The following is a 19,123-nucleotide window of genomic DNA, read 5'->3' on the forward strand; positions in this document are numbered from 1 at the left end:
CGCCCAAAAGAGAAAACGCCCGTGGGGAGCGGGCGTTTTCAGTAGTCGACTTGGGGTTGGGTCTACTACATATCCACGCGGCCAGTTGGGGGGCTGTGAGAACCGCGTGAATTCCGGGAATTCCTGTCAGCGAACCACCGACATCTCCGAGCTCGTCACCACGACCGGCTTGCCGGCCTTGAGGACCTTTGCCGTCTGCGCGTAGTTCGGCTCCGCATTCAGTCGGGCGGAGATGCCGAGGCCGGCCACTGCGATGCCAGCCACGAGCGCAACCACCACAATCTTGAGGTGGGTCGTACGATCCGCGCTGTAAATCGAGTGGTTCATGGAAGCCTCCTGCCGTCTTCCGTCCTTCGCTGATTCGTGTGAGCCGGGGGCTTTCCGGTTCATCGTCTCGCGTGAACTAACGTAGGAAACCTCAATTCTGTTTCGTAGACCACATCACAAGTGTGTGATAAGGCGTGATGTCTCGCGATCGAAAGTCGATGAAATCCAAATTCATGTAGTTATATCAAAGGTTTGATTGGTTGTTCGGTATGCGGATGAAATTTCAGCCACCTAACGCAAAATTAAGAATTCGTTTGCCTGTGGCGGTAAAGCAAGGGGTGGTCCGCCGGTAAAAACGGCAAAAGCCGACGCCTCGCGCCGGCCCCGCCGATCAAACGCGCCCGGAATTCTGCGGTTCCGCAACGTCAGCCGTCACACGCTCCCCACCGTCTTCAGCCGCGCGCGCGGATGGATCTCGGCCTGCGACAGCACCGTGGTCTGGGCCCGGAAGCGCTCGACCAGCGAGCGGACGAACGGCCGGATCGCCGCCGACGTCACCAGCACCGGCGATTCGCCTTCGCGTGCGGCGCGCTCGAAGGCATCGCGCGTGGCGGTCATGAACTCCGACAGCTTCGACGGCTGCATCGCGAGGCTCCGCTCCTCGCCTTGGCCGATCAGCGATTCCGCAAACGCCTGCTCCCACCTGGCCGACAGCGCGATCAGCGGCAGGTAGCCCATCGGCGAGGTGTTCTGGGCGCAGATCTGGCGGGCGAGGCGGGCGCGCACGTGCTCGACGATCGTTGCCGGGTTGCGCGAGAACGCGAGCGCGTCGGCGATGCCTTCGAGGATGGTCGAGAGGTCGCGGATCGAGATGCGCTCCGACAACAGCAGTTGCAGCACGCGCTGGATGCCGGAAATCGTGATCTGCGTCGGCACGATGTCCTTGACCAGCTCGCTCTGCTCCTTCGGCAGCTCCTTCAGGAGCTTCTGCACCTCGCCGTAGGACAGCAGGTCGCTCATATTGGCCTTGAGCAGCTCGGTCAGGTGCGTCGACAGCACGGTCGCCGCGTCGACGACCGTGTAGCCCTTGAGCGTCGCCTCTTCCTTCAGGCCGGCGTCGACCCAGGTGGCGGGCAGGCCGAAGGTCGGCTCCGTCGTGTGGATGCCGGGCACCGCGACCTGGTTGCCGCCGGGGTCCATGACCATGAACTGGCTCGGCCAGATCTTGCCGGAGCCGGCGTCGACCTCCTTGATCTTGATGATGTAGGTGTTGGCCTCGAGCTGCACGTTGTCGAGGATGCGCACCGACGGCATCACGAAACCCATCTCGATCGCCAGCGACCGGCGCAGCGCCTTGATCTGGTCGGTCAGGCGGTCGGTGCCGTCGGGTGCGTTCACGAGCGGCAGCAGCGCATAGCCGAGCTCGATCTTGAGGTCGTCGATCTTGAGCGCGGCCGAGATCGGCTCCTCGGCGGCCGCGGCGGTGGCAGCCGCTGCCGGCGCTGCAGCCGCGGCGACCTCCTCGGCCTTCGCGACCTCCTTCTGCTTGCGCGCCTTGAGGGCGAGCGCGGCGGCGCCGCCGCCGAGCGCCAGGAACGGAAGGGTCGGGATGCCCGGCAGCAGCGCCAGCACCAGCATCACGGCAGCCGACATGCCGAGCGCCTGCGGATAGCCCGAGAACTGCTTGATCAGCGCCTTGTCGGCGGCACCGCTGACGCCGGCCTTGGAGACCAGGAGGCCCGCGGCGGTCGAGACGATCAGCGCCGGCACCTGGGTCACGAGGCCGTCGCCGACGGTCAGCGTGGTGTAGGTGCGGGCGGCCTCGGCAAAGCCGAGACCCTGCTGGGCGACGCCGATGATGATGCCGCCGATGATGTTGATGAAGACGACGAGCAGGCCGGCGACCGCGTCGCCGCGGACGAATTTGGAGGCACCGTCCATGGCGCCGAAGAAGCCGCTTTCGTCCTCCAGCTCCTTGCGCCTGATCTTGGCGACCTTCTCGTCGATCAGGCCGGCGGAGAGGTCGGCGTCGATCGCCATCTGCTTGCCGGGCATGGAGTCCAGATGGAAGCGCGCCGCGACCTCGGCGATGCGGCCCGAACCCTTGGTGATGACGACGAAGTTCACCGTCACCAGGATCGCGAACACGATGATGCCGATGACGAAATTGCCGCTCATCACGAAGTTGCCGAACGCCTCGATGACGTGGCCGGCGGCATCGGTGCCCTCGTGGCCACGCGACAGGATCAGCCGGGTCGAGGCCAGGTTGAGCGACAGCCGCAGCATCGTGGAGATCAGGAGGATGGTCGGGAAGGAGGAGAATTCCAGCGGCGCCTGGATGAACAAGGCGGTCATCAGGATCAGGATCGACAGGGTGATCGAGATCGCCAGGAACAGATCGAGCACCAGCGAGGGCAGCGGCAGGATCAGCACCACCAGGATGGTGAGGATGCCGAGCGCCAGCGCGATGTCGCCGCGCAGGACGGCTGTCTTGAGGTCAGCGAATGAGAACCCGCCGGCCGGAGATCCGACCCCCTGACCCGCCGTGACGTCGACCATGGCTTTCGCCCCTTCCCGCGGGCCGCGTGTGCCGGCCCCAAACGACTGCGCGACGGCCGCAGGGCCGCCGTTCCGAAACTGAGGTACCGCGCCGGCGTCCACGGAAGGTCTCCTCCGTCAACTGCACCCAACCACGACACGCACATTCCACCCGGCAATTTTTGCCCGGTGGTTGGTTAGCGTTCGGTTAATGGCGGTTAACAAAGGGTTGCGGGGGCAGGAGAGCGGGCGCACTTGGCAAGCTAGGCGCTGGTCTGCATCGGTCGGTCTCCTGCATCGGCTTGGTTGGCGTGCGCCTGCGGTCTCGCGGCGCCGTGCGCCCGAGCTGTGCGTCAGGTCCGCCCTCGAAACAGATGGAGGGCGCAGGGAAGGCCGGGCGCTGGCCGCGCCCGTGGCCCGCCTGCAGAAAAAAAGCAGGCGGCAGTCACCACAGGTCTGGCCGAAACACCCGGCCTTCCCTGCGCGACGGTTGGAACGGCTTATACGTGGTCTCCCTGGTGCGCCGGGCTTGTTGGCCACCATCCCCACGCGAAGCGAAGCTTCGTCGTGAGTTGACACCAGCGTCGGGGTGTCGGGACCGCACGATTTCGCCGTGCGCAACGAACCGTTCGTCCGCGCGGCACGAGGCCACGCTGCGATTCGCTGCGCCCATCGCATCCCACCTCCCACGTCTCGTGACGGTCGCGACACGCCCCTCCGGCGGAAGCAGGACGGGAAGAGATATACACGGTTTCGGAAAAAATGAAAGAAGAAAATTCGGCAAACCAAAAAGTATGATCGATACGGGCTGCGGCGCGCCTTGAGGTCAGCCGGCCTGTTGTCGACGAGCCCCATCCGAGCGCGACGAAGTCCGGCGTTCGCCAGGCGCGCGTCGAGAGATGATTGGCCGAGTCAATGGGAGGAGAGTTTTCGCTACAGTCCGCAGACGTTAGACGGGGCGAGGGATGTGTGCGTGTCAGTGTGTCCGGCGCTGCTTCAGGACGAAGGCATCATCGATATAGTGCAGTTCTTGTCCATCGAACAGCCGCTCATCGTCCCGCGCGACGGCGAGCACGAACGCGAAGCCATCCTCCACGGTGATGTCGTCGATGATGTCGGCCCGATTGTCATAGAAGCCAATGACGACGCGGGATGTCGCGATATCTGGGTTCAAGTCGGCGTCGAGCCACATCACGGCCGGGATCACCTCGGGAAGTCCGTTCTGTCTCTTGAGCGCGTCGACCAGGGCCTCGATTCGACGTCTTGCGCTGGCTGCGATCGAGAATGCAATCTTCATGGTCGAAGCTTAGCCGTCGCTCAGGGCTGGGACAACCAACCTGGCTCGTTCGCTGTGACGTATCGAAATCGAGGAATACACGAATGCGTACGGTCTTTCTACTTTGGCACGCCCGCCCGTTCGATGATGACGAGAGGGAAGACAAGCTCGTCGGCGTCTACAGCAGCGCCGAAGAAGCCATTGCCGCCAAGATACGCAAGCTTCAGTTTCAAGGCTTTCGCGATTATCCTGATGGCTTCTTCGTCAGCGAATACGAAGTTGACAGGGATGCCTGGAGCGAAGGATTCACTGTACGGTAGGTTGGGATTATGCGCGCAAGACTGCCCCGTAGTTTCGCGGGCGTCACCGTTCGTGACATTTTGTAACGACGCCACATGCGGCCTTCTTTAAGCAACGCTTGCTGCTATCGTCTCACGACGATGGAGCTCTCGATGTTGCGTTCGATACCTGCTGTTTTGTTAGCTGCCGGCCTGTGGCTGCAGCAGCCCTTCTTTCTTTCACCTGCACTCGCAGGTCCCTTTCTGGCGCGGCTGCAGGCGCGCATGGCGGCGCGCGAGGCCGAGCGCCAAAGCGGGCCGGCCACCGAATATGCTTATGGCGCCGATCCGCTGCAGAAGCTCGACTTTTGGCAGGCGAGGGGAGGCAAGGCCGCGCCGCTGGTCGTGTTCGTACACGGCGGCGGATGGAAGCGCGGCGACAAGCGCAACGCGACAGGGGCCGCGAAGGTCGAGCACATGCTCGCGCAGGGTTACGCGTTTGCCTCGATCGACTATCGGCTGGTACCGGCCGCGACCGTCGAGCAGCAGGCGGCTGACGTCGCCGCGGCGCTCGCGTGGTTGCGCTCCAATGCCAAGCGTCTGGGCATCGACCCCGCGCGCATCGTGCTGATGGGGCACAGCGCCGGCGCGCATCTGGTGGCGTTGGTCGGGACTGATCCGCGCTACTTCACGGCGGCCGGGCTGTCGTTGCGGGACGTCAGCGGCATCATCGCGCTGGATGGCGCCTGCTACGACGTGGCGCGCCAGCTCGCCGACAGCGGCCGTTTCATGCTCGATACCTACATCCAGGCATTCGGCACCGACCCGGTGCGTCAGCGGGCGCTGTCGCCGACCCTCCAGGCCGCGAAGCCGAACGCGCCGGCGTTCCTGATCCTCCATGTCGACCGCGCCGACGGCAAGGCGCAGTCCGAGGCGCTCGGCGCCGCCCTGATGCAGGCGGGCACGCCGGCCGAAGTCCAGGGCGTCGGCGGCACCGGCCTGCGCGGCCACATGGAGATCAACCGTGAACTCGGCGATCCCAGCCATCCGGCGACCGCGATCGTCGACGCCTGGCTGCGCCGAAGGATCGGCGCCGAATGACGATCGGCGACTCGCCGCTGTCCGCAGGACTGCAGCGCCCACCGCACCTTCGTGTCGCGCCGGGGTCGCTGGCGTGACGCCAGGCAATGTGTCCGTATCGTGCGCGCCGCGCGGCGGATGGCATCAAGTTTTTCTGATCGCCGCGATCAGCGATTGCGATTGGCGATGCAGGATGTCGCTCTTTAGAAGGTTTCTAAATCTTTCTCAGGAGAGCCCAAGATGCATCGACCAAAGCTCCGCCATGGTTTGCGGCTGACAGCGACCGCCGCTGGCCTTGCCGGGCTTGCATCGCTCATCGCGGTCGCCGCGCCCAGGGCGGAGACGCCGACACCGACCCCGGCGCCAGCCTACCTGCCGACCGTCAGCGACCTGATGATCGCGACCATCCAGCCGCGCCATCTCAGGCTCTGGATCGCCGGCCATAGCGGCAACTGGGCGTTCAGCGCCTATGAGCTCGGCAATCTCAAGGGCGCGTTCAACCGCGTCAGCCGGGCGCAGCCACTGGTCGAGGGCAATTCGTTTGCCGACATGACGACGGCCGTGACGCAGCAGCCGTTCGACGAACTGGCGCAGGCCATCAAGCAGAAGGACATCGGCCGCTTCGAGCGCTCCTATGCCGACCTCACCGCCGCCTGCAATTCCTGCCACCAGGCGCTCAATCGCGCCGCCGTGGTCATCAAGGTGCCGCAGACCGCCAGCGTTGCCGACCAGGACTTCACGGCCGGTGCGGAGTGACAGCAGGCGGACGGTGAGGCACGATCGGTCACGCGCCGTCCGGCGCTGCTGCCGGCCGGGGCCACGCGTGCGGATTAGCGAGGCGTGATCGACCCCTCGGTTTGTTGCGTGGGTTGATTCCAACCCGGAGAGATTGTGCCAACTCCGGGGGGGGGGCGCTTTCCGGCGTCGCAGATCGGCGAAGTGCTCACATCCTCTCGCCTATAGCTTCACAACGATCTTGCCGAAGTGCGAGCCGGACCGGAGAAGGGCGAACGCTTCGGGAGCGTCGTCAAAGTCGTAGACCCGATCGACGATCGGGTGGATCGCGTGTTCGGCCAGGAATCGATTCATGGCCGTGAAATGTTCGACCGAACCCACGGTGACGCCGATGATGTCGGCATTCTCCCACTGCAGGCGGGCGAGGTCGGGCTTGGGGCCGAACCCCGTCAAGACACCGATCTGGACGATCTTGCCACCCGAAGCGACCGACCGCAGCGATCGGTCGTAGGTGCCGGGGCCGCCGAGCTCGAGGACATGCGTGGCGCCTTCGCCATCCGTCGCTTTCATCACGGCGACATCCCAATCGGGCGTGTCGCGGTAGTTGATCAGGATCGAGGCGCCGAGCGCCTGGGCGCGGGCGAGCTTCTCATCCGAGGACGAGATGACGATCGCGCGCGCGCCCAGCGCGGCCGCGAACTGAAGGCCGAACAGCGCGACGCCGCCGGTTCCCTGGACCAGCAGCGTGTCGGCCTTGCCCATTCCACCACGGGTGATGAGGCCGTGCCAGGCCGTCACGCCGGCACAGGGCAGGGTCGCGGCTTCGATCGACGTGAGGTGCGCCGGCACGGGGACCAGCGCCGTCGCCGGCAGCACCACGTACTCCGCCAGCATGCCATCCATCGTGCTGCCGCCGAGGGCTGACGGAACATAGCTCGCCTTGAACGGCCCGGAAATCCAATCGCGAAAGAACGATGCGGCCACACGGTCGCCCGGGCGCCATTGAACGACATCGGAGCCTACGGCATCAACGATGCCTGCGCCGTCGGAGAGCGGGACGCGGCGGTCGAAACCGCCTTCACCCGCTCGGTCGAGGATCAGGAGGTCGCGATAGTTGAGACTTGCCGCCTCGACCTGAATGCGGACCTCGCCAGGGGCGGGTTCGGGTTTGATGACGTCGGTGCGCACCAGGCGACCCGCGCCCGCATGGCCATTCAAATGATAGGCTTTCATCGTCGCTCCTTCACAAGGGACTCCACTTGGATGAGCACGATCTGTAAGGTCTGACAGCGCTGTCAGGGTCAAGAGGTTTTCAGTGAAGATCGGCGAACTTTCCCGGAGGACGGGAGTCAGCATCCGGATGCTGCGTTACTACGAGGACGAAGGCTTGCTTGCGCCGCACCGAACCTCGTCCGGTTACCGCGACTACGGGCCGGCGGACGAGGAAGCCGTGCGCCGGATCAAACTGCTCGGCTCAGCCGGCATGACGCTCGAGACGATCAAGCAGTTGCTCCCCTGCGTGCGCAACAACCGTCCAGATTTCAGGCCTTGCGACAATTTGCGAAGAATACTGGCGCAGCAGGTCGGCCTCATCGATCAACGCATCGAGGCACTCAGCCAGAGCCGGACGATTCTCGCAGGCTTCATCTCGAGCGTGAACTGATCGCCGGATATCGAATGTCGACCGTGGGCGACGGATCGATCGAAGACGTCGACATTCACTCGCCCGCCCAGGGGGACCCGCATGAAGCTCTATTCGTTCTGGCAGTCGCTGGCGAGCTTTCGCGTGCGCATCGCGCTCAACCTCAAGGGCATCGCCTATCAGCAGGTCGCGGTCGATGTCGACCGGCAGCAGCATCGCGACGAGGCCTATGCCGCGCTCAACCCGCAGATGGCGCTGCCAGCGCTGGTGCTCGACGACGGCACCGTGCTGACGCAGTCGCTGGCGATCCTCGAATATCTCGACGAAGCCTGTCCGGGCGCGGCGCTGCTGCCTGCCGATGCCAAGGGGCGCGCGCGGGTGAGGGCGCTGGCGGCGATGATCGCCTGCGATGCGCATCCGCTGACGACGCCGCGGGTGCAGCGCTATCTCACCGAGGTGCTGCACGTGGACGACGCGGCGCGCGCGGCCTGGCTCAGGCACTGGGCGTCGGAGATGCTGGTCGCGATCGAGGCCCAGCTTGCAGGCCATGTCGCGACCGGCCGGTTCTGCCATGGCGATGCGCCGACGATGGCCGACATCTGCCTCGCCGGCCACGCCGTCTTCGCGCGCAATAAAGGCCTCGACCTCGCCGCGGCGCCGACGGTGCAGCGCGTCGTCGAGGCCGCGATGGCGCTGCCGGCGTTCGCGTCCGCCCATCCGCTGGCGCAACCCGATACGCCGGCGGCGCTGCGCCGCAAGCCGGCGGTGTCGTAGTCGACGCCACGACCATCGGCGCTATCGCGCCGGCTGGCCGCCGTCGCGCTTCATCCAGTCGCGGAACTGCTCGAACAGGACCCTGGTCTCGTCCTCGCTCATCCGCCGGCCGCCGGTCGGCGCCCGCGTGCTCATCCACTCGTCGAACTGCTGCTTGACGGCGGCGCCGTCGGCCTGCGGCGGGCGCGTGCTGGCCAGCAGCTCCTCCGCGGCGCGGAAGCGGGTCCAGCCGGGCAGCGAGGAGGCGAGGTTGATCTCGTTCCATTTCGGATGGAACGGCGGCTGCTTGAACTGGTCGAACCGCTTGAACAGATAGTCAACGAAGCGCGCGACGCGGCGGTAGCGCTCGGTCTCCGGCGGCCAGTTGTAGACCGCCAGCACCTGCGGCACGCCGATGGTCTCGACGCTCTCGCCGGGCTTGAGCAGATTGGGGTAGTCCTGCGAGGTCAGCTTGGTCGGCACGTAGTAGTCCTGCAGGCTGCGCGCAAACGGAATCGGCAGGAAGTGGAAGCCCGGCTCGGGCTTGAACTTGGCGAACAGGTCGGTCGGCTTGCCCGTGACGTGGACGACGCCGGCGATCTCGCCACTGCGCATCTTCTCCAGCGCCACCGAATTGTTGATGAACACCTTTTCCGCGCCGATCTTGAGCCGGTCGAACACGATGCCGCCGGTGAGGTTGGCGGCGCTGCCCACGGTGTTGAAGGAGACCTTCTTGCCGGCGAGATCCTCCAGCGTCCTGATCTCCGGGCGGACGTAGACATGCATCTCGTTGATGTAGAACGAGCAGATGTAGCGGATCCGGTTCTTGATGTTGGCGAGCGTGCCGTTGCGGACGAACTCGTCGAGCACGTCCGCCGAGGTGATGGTGACGTCGACGCCGCGCAGATACAGCAGGTCCTCGATGTTGCCGAGCGCGCCGTAGGTCACCATCGGCAGCACGCGCAGGTTCGGGCGGTCGTCGAGCACCTTGGCCATCTCGGCGGCAAAACGGATGTTGGTGCCTTCGAGCAGGCCGCCGGCGACGCCGACCGTCCATTCGTTGGACTCCTGCAGCTTGCCGCCTTCGCCGGCCGCAGCGGCCGTTGCCGCCGCCGGCCTTCCGGTCCGCGCCGTCTGTGCCATGGCCGGCAGCAACGGTGCCGCCAGACTCAATCCCGCCGCAACGACGCAACTCAACAACGCCACCCGCATGCCCCAAATTCCTCCGTTGCCGGCCACACGGCGATCGTGAGGCGCGGCCGATTTTCGCGCATTATCTCCTTGGTTGAGGAATGAGGTCTACTACTCGCCGGTTGGGCGCAACCGGAGCTGCTGCGAGGCGCATCCTCGCCACCAAAAAGCCATGGGCTTGATTGCGCCTTGGTCTGGACGGAGAAACGCCGTGGTATCAGTCCGAGAGTCGCGCGAGATCGCACGCGGCCAAAATGGCATAGCGGAAATCGACGCAGCTTGCGGTTGCGGGGGCGGTCGAAGCCGGAAGTTCGTGCGATCGGGCGTCGAGGGCTGCTGCGAGATCGAGGCCTTGGCACGCCGGCGCGATCAGGCGCCGGCCTTGCCTCCCTTGGCGCAATAGTCCCGCCAGAACTGCCGATAGCCGGCTTCGACGCAGCGCGTGTAGTTGGCGACGTCGCCGGCCGGCGAGCGCGCGACCAGGCCGGGTAGTTCGGGCCGCAGCTTCGCCAGCAGCTCGGGCTGCGCGGCAAAGCTCTTGGCGATCCGGATGTAGCCGTCATCATCGCCGGCGACCCAGTCGGCGAGGCCGGCCGCGGTCAGGATGCCGCCGGCGGCGCGCGAGGCCGCGCCAGCGCCGAGCTTGGCGACGACCGGCACGCCCATGTAGAGCGATTCGAACGTCGAGATGCCGCCGTTCTGCGGGAACGGGTCGAGCGAGATGTCGATGCGCTCGTAGGACTTGAGATGCTCGACGCGCTCGCTGGCGCCGAGGCAGAGGATGCGCGCCTCGGGCACGCCGTGTGCGACGAAGCGGGCGAGCAGCCCGTCGCGCACCGCGGGATCGTTCAGCGCGAGATGCTTGACGACGAGCTTCGCGTCAGGGATCTCGGCGAGCAGCCGCGCCCACAGCGCGATCGCCGCGTCGGAGATCTTGTCGATGCGGTTGTAGACGCCGAAGGTGACGTGGCCGTTCGTCAGCATCGGCAGCGGCGACGGCGGAACGTCGAGCACCGGATCGATCGTGATCACCGAGGGCAGGTCGTGGACGTGCTCGGCGAACAGCGGCCGGACGCTCTCGGGCACCGTGACCGGATCGGCGAAGAAGTAGTCCATGGTGGCAAGGCCCGTGCCGGTGCCGCTGCCCCAGGCCGTGACCTGGATCGGCGCCGGCTTGCGCGCGAACACCGGCATGCGCGTGCCCGTGGTGTAGCCGGAGAGATCGACCAGGATGTCGACGCCGTCGGCCTGGATGCGGTCGGCGAGCTCGTCGTCGGACAGGCTCGAGGCCTCGACCCAGACGTCGGCGATCGACTGGAACTTCGCGGTGTAGGAATCGTGCCGCGGCGAGGTCGAGTAGCAGTTGACCTGGACCTGCGTCTTGTCGTGGCCGCGCAGCACGGGCAGGAAGGCGAAGGCCGCCGAATGCATGCGGAAGTCGGCCGAGACGTAGCCGACGACGATGCGCCGGTCGGGATCGAGCGAACGCGGCGCAAGTTTGCGGCGCGGGAATTTGGAGCCGACCGCCATCCACCAATATTGCCGCGCCGCCTGCTGGACCGCGAAGTCGGCGCCGGGCAGGAAGTCGAGATAGAAGATCTTCTTGGTGATCGCCTCGTCATAGTCCGGCTGCACCGCGAGCGCCTGGTCGAACTGGGCGATGGCGCCTGCGACGTCGCCGAGCCGGCCGCGACAGGCGCCGAGCAAAGTGAGCGCGACCTGCGCCTTCGGATTGGTGTCGAGCACGCGCTTGCAGGCGGCCATCGCCTGCGCGACGTTGCCGTTGAGGATGCAGATCTGCGCCTTGCCCTGCCATCCCAGTTGCAGATTGGGATCGAGCGTCACGGCGGCGTCGAAATCGGCTTCGGCTTCCGCCGTGCGTCCGGAGATCATGTAGAGCCGGCCGCGATGCGCCCGCAGCTCGGCGTGGGCCGGGCGTGCCGCCAGCGCCGCATTGAAGGTCGCTTCCGCCAGCTCGAAATGGTGCAGCTCGAGATGGGCGAGGCCCTTGTTGACCGTGGCCTCGAAATGGTTCGGGTTGAAGGCCAGCGCGCGCTCGGCGCTGGCGGCAGCGGCGTCCCACCGCCGCAGCATCAGCTCGGCGACGCTGCGATTGCACCAGGCATCGACGTCGTCCGGCTTGAGTTCGAGGGCGCGGGTCGCGGCCGCGAGCGAGGCCTCGCCCTGTCCGAGCCGCAGCAGCGCGATCGCGAGGTTGCGCAAGGTGATCGGCGCATTCGGGCGCAGCGCCAGCGATCGCTCCAGCGCGGCGCGCGCCTCCTCGTAGCGCTCGCAATTGATCAGCGCCCAGCCGAGATTGGACTGCGCGTCGGCGGAATTCGGCTCCATCGCGACGGCCTGCGCCAGGAAGGCGGTGGCCTCGGCGAAGCGCGCCGACGACACCAGCGACACGCCGAGCAGATGCATGGCATCGAAGCAGCCCGGGACCTCCTGCAGCAGCTTCGCGCACAGCGACTGCGTCTCCGCCTGGCGTCCGGCCTGGAAGGCTTTGTACGCCGTCGTCAGCTGCGTCTCGACGAGCTTCTTCTGCTTCTTTTCCTGCCGCGCCTTCTGGAAGGCGCGCGAACCGACGGTGCTCAAGGACTTGGGTCTCCGGACAGACAGGACGGCATGGCGTCGGACGCCGCAGCGACGCGCTGCGGCCGGCAACCGGGCCGCCGCCATGCCCGGCGGCAGCAAAGCCCAGGATGTCCTGTGGTCGTCCGGTCGCCGGCCACGCGCAGCGCGACGCGGCAAAGCTTGCCCGCGCCATGGTTAGCAAATGGTTAACGGGAGGACGGAGGGAACTTGTCGCGCCCGCGAATGCCCAGGGAGCGACGGGGCAGTTCGCGCAGGGCGGATCAGCGCCGCGTGATCCGCCAGCTGCGGATGTCACGCCGACGATAGGGCGCCTCCTTGGCTCGGCACAGCCTTCCGGCACAACATTGCAGCGCTCACTCCGCGCAGCCGTCGACCAGCACCAACCGGCTCGACGTGGTGCGGTGACGGATCGCGAACAGGTCCTGGATCTGGGGATCACCAAGGAAGTCGGTGGCGTTCTGGCGCGACGGGAATTCCAGGATCACGATGCGCTCTGGCGTCCAGCCGCCTTCGACCGGCGTGGGCACTGCGCCCTGGACGATGTAGCGGCCGCCATGCCTCGCGATGAAGGCGGGGATCCGTTCGATGTAGACCTTGAACGCTGCGAAGTCGTGAACGGCGAGATCGAGGACGAGATAGGCTTTCATGACATGCTCCGCGCAGGGAGCCGCGATCATACGATCCGAACTTGGAATGCAAACCCATCCGGCCGCCGGTTCGTGGCCTGATCCATCCGCACGTCATTCCGGGCTCGCGCTGTCCGGCGACGTCGTCGCCGCGCGCGCCCCGGAATGGCGGTGGAGAAGGGGACGGCTCGAAACGCTGCCGCCTACTTGCCCTTCTCGATCTTGGTCACCGAGTAGCCGGAGGCGTCCTCGACCGCCTCGAACTTCACCTTGTCGCCGGCCTTGAGGCCTTTCAGCAGCGCGGCGTCCTTGACGCGGTAGACCATGGTCATGGCCTCGTCCATGCCAAGACTCTTGGCCGGGCCGTGGTGGAGGGTGATCTTGGCGTTGGCCTCATCGACCTTCTTGACGTCGCCGCTGATCGCCTCGGCGGCGAGGGCAGGGGTCGCGAGAGCGAGAACCAACGCGGCGGCGGTCGTGAGCTGAGAGAACGTCTTCATGATGTGTTTCCTTCTACTGGTGAACTCATGGCGAGGCGTAGGGCGAATGACGCGGCGATGATCCGCCCTACGCGTTGTCAAGACGGCTTCATCCGTCACTTCACGGCAACGTGGCCGGTCATGCCGAACTCGCGATGATCTGGGATCAGGCAGGAATATTCGAACGTGCCGGGCTTGGTGAACCGCCACAGCAGCTCGGCGGTCTTGTTCGGCGCGAGCCGGGCGCCGTTGGGCTCGTCGTGCTCCATATGCGGGTGCTTCTTCATGACCGCGGCGTGCTTCAGGTTCTCGGCCTTGGTGGCGAGCAGGAACTCGTGATCCTCCTTGCCGGTGTTGCGCAGCACGAAGCGGATCTGCTCGCCGCGCTTCACCTCGATGCGCGCCGGCGTGAACTCCATCTCGCTCAGCAGCACCTCGATGGTGCGTGACGGCTGCTTGGGATCACCCGGCTCACCGGCGGAATAGCCGCGCGATCCGTGCTGCTCATGGCCACGGGCCGGTGCGACGATCAGAGCGGCCGCCGCCATTGCGCTGATCGCGAATGCAGTCTTCATGGAGATCTCCTGATGGTGGTCGTCGGTTGATGCGGTGTTTGGTGAATTCAGCGCTGGGTGCGGACCTGCGTCGGTGCGCCGTCGCTTCGCCGCACCGGCTCCGGCGCGCTTGCGACCTCGTAGGCCACGGTGCCCTTGGGGAACTGATACGGGCCGGGATCGCGGTAGTCGTCGCGGGCGAGGCCCTCGCGCACCTTCACGGTCGTGAACATGCCGCCCATCTCGATCGGCCCGAACTGGCCGCTGCCGGTCATCATCGGCAGCGTGTTGTCGGGGGCCGGCATCTCCATGTTGCCCATCGCCATGCCGGTGTTGCCCATCACCATGCCGTCGGGCGCGAGCTTGCCGACGGCGGCGGCCAGCTCCTTGCGCGGCACGCCGATCAGGTTGCGCATGTCGTGGCCCATGGCATTCATCGTGTGATGCGACTTGTGGCAGTGGAATGCCCAGTCGCCGGGGTTGTCGGCGGTGAAGTCGAGCACGCGCACCGCGCCGACCGGCACGTCGGTCGTGGTCTCCGGGAATTGCGCCGTTTCGGGAAGCCAGCCGCCGTCGGTGCCGATCACCTTGAACTTGTGGCCGTGGAGGTGGATCGGATGGTTGGTCATGGTGAGATTGCCGATGCGGATGCGGACGCGATCGCCGAGCCGCACCGGCAAGGAATCGATGCCGGGAAACACCCGCGCATTCCAGGTCCACATGTTGAAGTCGGTCATCTCGTTGACCTTCGGCAGATAGCTGCCGGGCTCGATGCGGTAGGTCGACATCACGAACACGAAGTCGCGGTCGACCGGCGGCGGCAGGTTGTCGCGCGGATGCACGACGATCATGCCCATCATGCCCATCGCCATCTGCACCATCTCGTCGGCGTGCGGGTGATACATGAAGGTGCCGGCGTGCCTCATCTCGAACTCGTAGACGAAGGTCTTGCCGGGCTTGATGTGCGGCTGCGTCAGTCCGCCGACGCCGTCCATGCCGCAGGGCAGGATCACGCCATGCCAATGTACGGTGGTGTATTCCGGCAATTTGTTGGTGACGAAGATGCGGAGCCTGTCGCCCTCGACCGCCTCGATGGTCGGGCCCGGCGATTGGCCGTTGTAGCCCCACAGATGCGTGGTCATGCCGGGCGCGAACTCGCGCGTGACCGGCTCGGCGACGAGATGGAATTCCTTCCAGTCGCCGTTCATGCGGAACGGCAGCGACCAGCCGTTGAGCGTGACCACGGGCTGATAGTCCGGGCCGGCGCTGGGATGCAACGGCGGCTGCATCACGGCCTTGTCCATGGTCGGCGCCTCCGGAATGGAGGCAGCCTGGACGCGGCCGGAGACGGCGGAGGCGCCGGCCAGCGCCGCGGAGCCGAGCAGGGTTCGGCGGGACAACATGTTGGCTCTCCTCTCAGTCGTTGCTTGGCGCGAGCGCGCTCGCGGTCTGCTGTGCGCTGTCTTCGCCGCTCGCGACTCCGCCGTTGACGGCGGCCGACAGCTCGGCCTCGGCGAGGAAGAAGTCTCTGACGGCGTCGATCGCGGCGCGGCGCGAGGCCAGGCGCTGCCGCGCCTCGAGCAGCAGCGCGAAGATGTCGACCTGCATGCTGGAATAGCGCAGCTGCATCTCCTCGCTGATGATCCGGCGCAGCGGCAGCACCTCGCGGGCGTAATGGCCGGCGATGTCGAAGGCCGCGCGGTAGCTGCGATAGGCGTCGCGCGCCTCGGAGCGGACGGTGACGGCGCGCTCGGTCAGGCGGTTGAAGGCGATGTTGTAGGTCTCGGCCGCCTGCCGCACGCGGACCTCGCCGCCGTCGAAGATCGGGATCTGGAACTGCACGTCGTAGCCGCGTTCGCGGATGATGCGGCCGTCGGGCTCGACGGTCTTGCGGTCGAGACCGGCGAGATCGAGCAACGTGACGAAGCGCGTCGCCTCGCTGAGCTGCAGCGCGGTGGCGAGCGCCGTGAGCTCGAGGCGGGCGACCTGCAGATCGATGCGATGGCCGACGGCATCGGCCTCGACGAAGGGCTGGCTCAGCGGGCGGCGCGGCAGCGCCGGCAACCGATCGGGCAGGCGGAAATTCAGATCGTCGCCCCACAGGCCCATCAGACGGATCAGCCGCTCGCGGGCGCTTCCGGCGGCACGGCGGGCGGTGGCGAGCTCGGCCGTGGTCTCGGCATAGAACACCTGCTCGCGCGCCTGATCGAGCCGGTTGAGCGCGCCGGTCTCGCCGAGCTTCGAGGCGAGCTTCGCGGTCGCCTCCGCGGCCGATTGCGCCTCGACCAGCAGGGCCACCAGCTCGTTGGCGGCGACGACGCGCACATGCGCGTGGCGCACTTCCGCGGCGAGCCGCAGCGTCGCCAGCGCGGCCTTCAATTGGGCCTGGCGAAACCGCTCGCGCGCGATCTCCGAGCGCAGCGGCAAGGTGGCGAGCGCCAGGATGTCGCCGGCGACCTGACGCTCGGCCTCCAGCGCGCCGTCGCCGCTGATGCGCATCAGGGAGAAGGTCGGGTTCGGCGGCAGGCTGGCCTCGACCATGTCCGCCTCGCTGAGCGCGAGCGCGTTGTAGGTCGCCTGCAGGCCCTTGTTGTTGAACAGCGCGACCTGCACGGCGGCATCAGCCGACAAGGGCCGGGCGAGCAGGCGGCGCGTCGCAGCGCGGACGCGTTCGGCGTCGTCATTGCCTCTCACCGAGGCGACCTCCTTGCCGGTGGTGTGGCCGGCGATGTCCGCGACGGCGCTCATGCCGCCGTCCGGCGAGAACGAGGCGCAGCCTGCGAGCGCAAGTGCTGCGGCGAGCGCCGCGAGCCTGATGGTCCCCTGCATGTGGCGCTCCTTAGCGGCTCGGCTCAGGGCGCGGTGCGCCGGGGTCGGTGCGCTGGCCCCAGGCGGCCGGCGCGGCCGGGCGCAGTGGCGTGTAGGGTCCGACGACGCCCGACATGCGCACGGGCGCAGCGTTCGCCGCCGGATCGGCCGGATCAGCCCCGGCTAACGCGACCGTGCGCGGCTGGCAGGCGGCGAGGCTCGTCGCGGCAAGCAGCGTCAATGCGCCGGCGACGACGGAGAATGGCAGGCTGCGCCGCGCCGGACATGCGGCAGCGGGCGTCGCCCTGGATTGCGACAACATGAGGTATCCTTGGTCTGATGAAACGCGAGCGGCCGCGCGTCATTTGCGCGCGAAGCCGGGGTCGTTCGCTCAGGCCAGGACGATGGGGGGACGGTACAGGCGCGGCGGCGTGCGGCTGGGCAGGCCTTCGTCGCGCGCAACGACGCCGATGGCAGCGAGGCGGGCGGGGAGGGCGACTGCCGGCAGCGTGGCGGCCAGGCCCACGGCGCACATCATGGCGCAGCACGGGCCTGGCATCTTGCCATGATCGTGGTGCGACGGCGAGGAAGCTGGAGCGTGCATTCCGGCGTCGGCGACAGGATGAGCATGATGATGGGCGTGCGCCGCAATTGTCTGCGGCATCGCAGTCATGACCATCTCGTGGCGAGCCGCGTCGTGAGGCGAGACCACAGCGCCAACGACGGTCTCGTCGAGACAGGGCGCCACCCCCGCGCCGAGCGCGAGCGCCACGCCGGGGCTGACCACGCAGACGAGGTAAGCAAGGACGAGCAGCCGTCCTGCCACCATCAGCATCTTTCGTGTCAGTCCCAACGACATGCGCGGCCAATCACTCCAATCCGGCGCGCAACCTAATGATAAAGCGTTGCGCCGCCAAGAGGGCCGAACCGTGATCGTGCAGATCCCTCCTGTTGCGCTGCTTCTGCATGCCCATTGCCGCAGCAATGTGGCTTGACCTGATGCGGTGCGGCAACGAAGTTGCTGAAATCGTGCACGGACCCAATACAAGATTCGAGGAAGCGCCTCATTTCATTCCGGACTCGCGCCAAGCCTGGGCGCGGCTGGCGCTTGCGCTTGTCATCGGTTCCATCGGCGGCGCCGGGATGTGGACCGTCGTCGTCGTCCTGCCGGTCGTGCAGGCCGAGTTCGCCGCCAGCCGCGGCGCGGTCTCGCTGGCCTACACGCTGACGATGTTCGGCTTCGGCGTCGGCGGCGTCATCGTCGGCCGGATCACCGACCGCTTCGGCATCGTCACCGCAATGGCGCTCAGCATCGCGACGACGGCCGCGGCCTATCTGCTCGCCGGCGCCTCGGTGACGCTGTGGCAGTTTCAGGCGGTGTATTTCCTCGTCGGACTCGGCTCGTCCGTCACCTTCGCGCCGCTGATGGCGGAGGCGTCGCACTGGTTCGTGCGCTATCGCGGCCTCGCCGTCACCATCGTCGCCTCCGGCAACTACGTCGCCGGCACGGTATGGCCGCCGCTGGTGAATTGGGGCGTGCAGCAGATCGGCTGGCGCGCCAGCCATGTCGCGCTCGGTGTGTTCTGCGCGGTGACGATGAGCGCGCTGCTCCTGGTGTTGCGCGCCCGCATGGATGGCGCCGGCGCGCAGAATCATGCCAGCGCGGCGCCGCCGCAACTGGAGCTGCCGATCTCCACCAATGCGCTGACGGTGCTGCTCAGCGTCGCCGCGATCGCCTGCTGCGTGGCGATGGCGATGCCGCAGGTGCACATCGTCGCCTATTGCGGCGATCTCGGCTACGGCGTTGCCATCGGCGCGCAGATGCTGTCCTTGATGATGGCGCTCGGCATCGTCAGCCGGATCGGCTCCGGCTTTCTCGCCGATCGCATCGGCGGCGTCAGGACCTTGCTGATCGGCTCGCTGGCGCAGGGTTTTGCGCTGCTGTTCTATCTGTTCTTCGACGGCCTAACGTCGCTCTATCTGATCTCGGGCATGTTCGGCCTGTTCCAGGGCGGCATCGTACCGAGCTATGCGATCATCGTGCGTGAGGCGATGCCGGCGCGCGAGGCCGCCACCCGGGTCGGCATCATCATCTTCGCCTCGGTGTTCGGCATGTCGTTCGGCGGCTGGGTCTCGGGCGTCATCTTCGACGCCACGGGGTCCTATTCGGCGGCCTTCGCCAACGGCGTCGCGTGGAATGGTCTGAACCTGGCCATCGTCGTGACGCTGCTGATCCTGGCACGACGGCAACACCGGCTGGCAGCCTGAAACAAGAGGCGTTGCACGAGAGCCACA

At 66.7% G+C, this 19,123-nt stretch carries 19 protein-coding genes; 6 read left to right on the plus strand and 13 right to left on the minus strand.

The window, feature by feature from the left end:
• Positions 1-126 precede the first annotated feature (126 nt).
• The 3 genes from QX041_RS21355 to QX041_RS21365 form a co-directional block, all read right to left on the minus strand.
• Entirely contained in the window at positions 127-327 is a 201-nt protein-coding gene (locus tag QX041_RS21355) for a hypothetical protein (RefSeq protein WP_315714039.1), read from the minus strand.
• Positions 328-699: 372 nt separating this feature from the next.
• Positions 700-2,826, minus strand: coding sequence for a flagellar biosynthesis protein FlhA (flhA, locus tag QX041_RS21360; protein ID WP_315714040.1), 2,127 nt, complete (start codon positions 2,824-2,826; stop codon positions 700-702).
• Between the two features lie 955 nt (positions 2,827-3,781).
• Entirely contained in the window at positions 3,782-4,102 is a 321-nt protein-coding gene (locus tag QX041_RS21365) for a hypothetical protein (protein ID WP_315714041.1), read from the minus strand.
• An 83-nt stretch (positions 4,103-4,185) separates the two neighbouring features.
• Here QX041_RS21365 and QX041_RS21370 point away from each other — a divergent pair, with 83 nt between their 5' ends.
• The 3 genes from QX041_RS21370 to QX041_RS21380 all read left to right on the plus strand — a co-directional run bounded on the left by QX041_RS21370 (position 4,186) and on the right by QX041_RS21380 (position 6,195).
• Complete coding sequence (locus QX041_RS21370) at positions 4,186-4,401, plus strand: hypothetical protein (protein WP_315714042.1); 216 nt, start codon at positions 4,186-4,188, stop codon at positions 4,399-4,401.
• A 132-nt stretch (positions 4,402-4,533) separates the two neighbouring features.
• Positions 4,534-5,460 (plus strand): alpha/beta hydrolase, encoded by a 927-nt coding sequence (locus QX041_RS21375; protein WP_315714043.1) that lies wholly within the window; start codon positions 4,534-4,536, stop codon positions 5,458-5,460.
• 219 nt (positions 5,461-5,679) lie between these two features.
• Complete coding sequence (locus QX041_RS21380; protein ID WP_316166480.1) at positions 5,680-6,195, plus strand: cytochrome family protein; 516 nt, start codon at positions 5,680-5,682, stop codon at positions 6,193-6,195.
• A gap of 201 nt (positions 6,196-6,396) precedes the next feature.
• On the opposite strand, the gene QX041_RS21385 is transcribed toward QX041_RS21380, so the two are convergent.
• Positions 6,397-7,407, minus strand: a complete 1,011-nt coding sequence (locus QX041_RS21385; RefSeq protein ID WP_316166655.1) for an NAD(P)-dependent alcohol dehydrogenase — start codon at positions 7,405-7,407, stop codon at positions 6,397-6,399.
• Positions 7,408-7,489: 82 nt separating this feature from the next.
• Between QX041_RS21385 and QX041_RS21390 the strand changes: the two genes are divergently transcribed.
• Entirely contained in the window at positions 7,490-7,837 is a 348-nt protein-coding gene (locus tag QX041_RS21390; RefSeq protein WP_315714045.1) for a MerR family transcriptional regulator, read from the plus strand.
• Between the two features lie 81 nt (positions 7,838-7,918).
• Positions 7,919-8,590: a maleylacetoacetate isomerase gene (gene maiA, locus QX041_RS21395; protein ID WP_316166481.1), complete on the plus strand. Its 672-nt coding sequence runs from the start codon at positions 7,919-7,921 to the stop codon at positions 8,588-8,590.
• 21 nt (positions 8,591-8,611) lie between these two features.
• Here maiA and QX041_RS21400 read toward each other — a convergent pair whose 3' ends face one another.
• From QX041_RS21400 to QX041_RS21440, 9 genes are all read right to left on the minus strand, one after another.
• Positions 8,612-9,781 (minus strand): TAXI family TRAP transporter solute-binding subunit, encoded by a 1,170-nt coding sequence (locus QX041_RS21400; protein WP_315752696.1) that lies wholly within the window; start codon positions 9,779-9,781, stop codon positions 8,612-8,614.
• A 348-nt stretch (positions 9,782-10,129) separates the two neighbouring features.
• Positions 10,130-12,361 carry a tetratricopeptide repeat protein gene (locus QX041_RS21405; protein WP_316166483.1) on the minus strand — a complete coding sequence of 744 codons (2,232 nt, stop codon included), beginning with the start codon at positions 12,359-12,361 and terminating at the stop codon, positions 10,130-10,132.
• Positions 12,362-12,714: 353 nt separating this feature from the next.
• Entirely contained in the window at positions 12,715-13,008 is a 294-nt protein-coding gene (locus tag QX041_RS21410) for a DUF1330 domain-containing protein (RefSeq protein WP_316166484.1), read from the minus strand.
• Positions 13,009-13,190: 182 nt separating this feature from the next.
• Positions 13,191-13,487 carry a copper-binding protein gene (locus tag QX041_RS21415; protein WP_316166485.1) on the minus strand — a complete coding sequence of 99 codons (297 nt, stop codon included), beginning with the start codon at positions 13,485-13,487 and terminating at the stop codon, positions 13,191-13,193.
• 95 nt (positions 13,488-13,582) lie between these two features.
• A complete protein-coding gene (locus QX041_RS21420; RefSeq protein ID WP_315752700.1) occupies positions 13,583-14,041 on the minus strand; it encodes a cupredoxin family protein in 459 nt (152 codons plus the stop codon).
• Positions 14,042-14,088: 47 nt separating this feature from the next.
• Positions 14,089-15,423: a copper oxidase gene (locus QX041_RS21425; protein WP_316166486.1), complete on the minus strand. Its 1,335-nt coding sequence runs from the start codon at positions 15,421-15,423 to the stop codon at positions 14,089-14,091.
• Positions 15,424-15,436: 13 nt separating this feature from the next.
• Positions 15,437-16,849, minus strand: coding sequence for a TolC family protein (locus QX041_RS21430; protein ID WP_316166488.1), 1,413 nt, complete (start codon positions 16,847-16,849; stop codon positions 15,437-15,439).
• Between the two features lie 10 nt (positions 16,850-16,859).
• The gene (locus tag QX041_RS21435; RefSeq protein WP_315714054.1) at positions 16,860-17,150 is read right to left on the minus strand and encodes a hypothetical protein; all 291 of its coding nucleotides are present in this window, start codon (positions 17,148-17,150) and stop codon (positions 16,860-16,862) included.
• 69 nt (positions 17,151-17,219) lie between these two features.
• Positions 17,220-17,687 (minus strand): hypothetical protein, encoded by a 468-nt coding sequence (locus QX041_RS21440; protein ID WP_315752703.1) that lies wholly within the window; start codon positions 17,685-17,687, stop codon positions 17,220-17,222.
• A gap of 140 nt (positions 17,688-17,827) precedes the next feature.
• Here QX041_RS21440 and QX041_RS21445 point away from each other — a divergent pair, with 140 nt between their 5' ends.
• Entirely contained in the window at positions 17,828-19,096 is a 1,269-nt protein-coding gene (locus tag QX041_RS21445) for an MFS transporter (RefSeq protein WP_410051883.1), read from the plus strand.
• The last annotated feature ends 27 nt before the right edge of the window (positions 19,097-19,123 follow it).

Source organism: Bradyrhizobium sp. SZCCHNRI2009, from assembly GCF_032485115.1.
Lineage (GTDB): Bacteria > Pseudomonadota > Alphaproteobacteria > Rhizobiales > Xanthobacteraceae > Bradyrhizobium.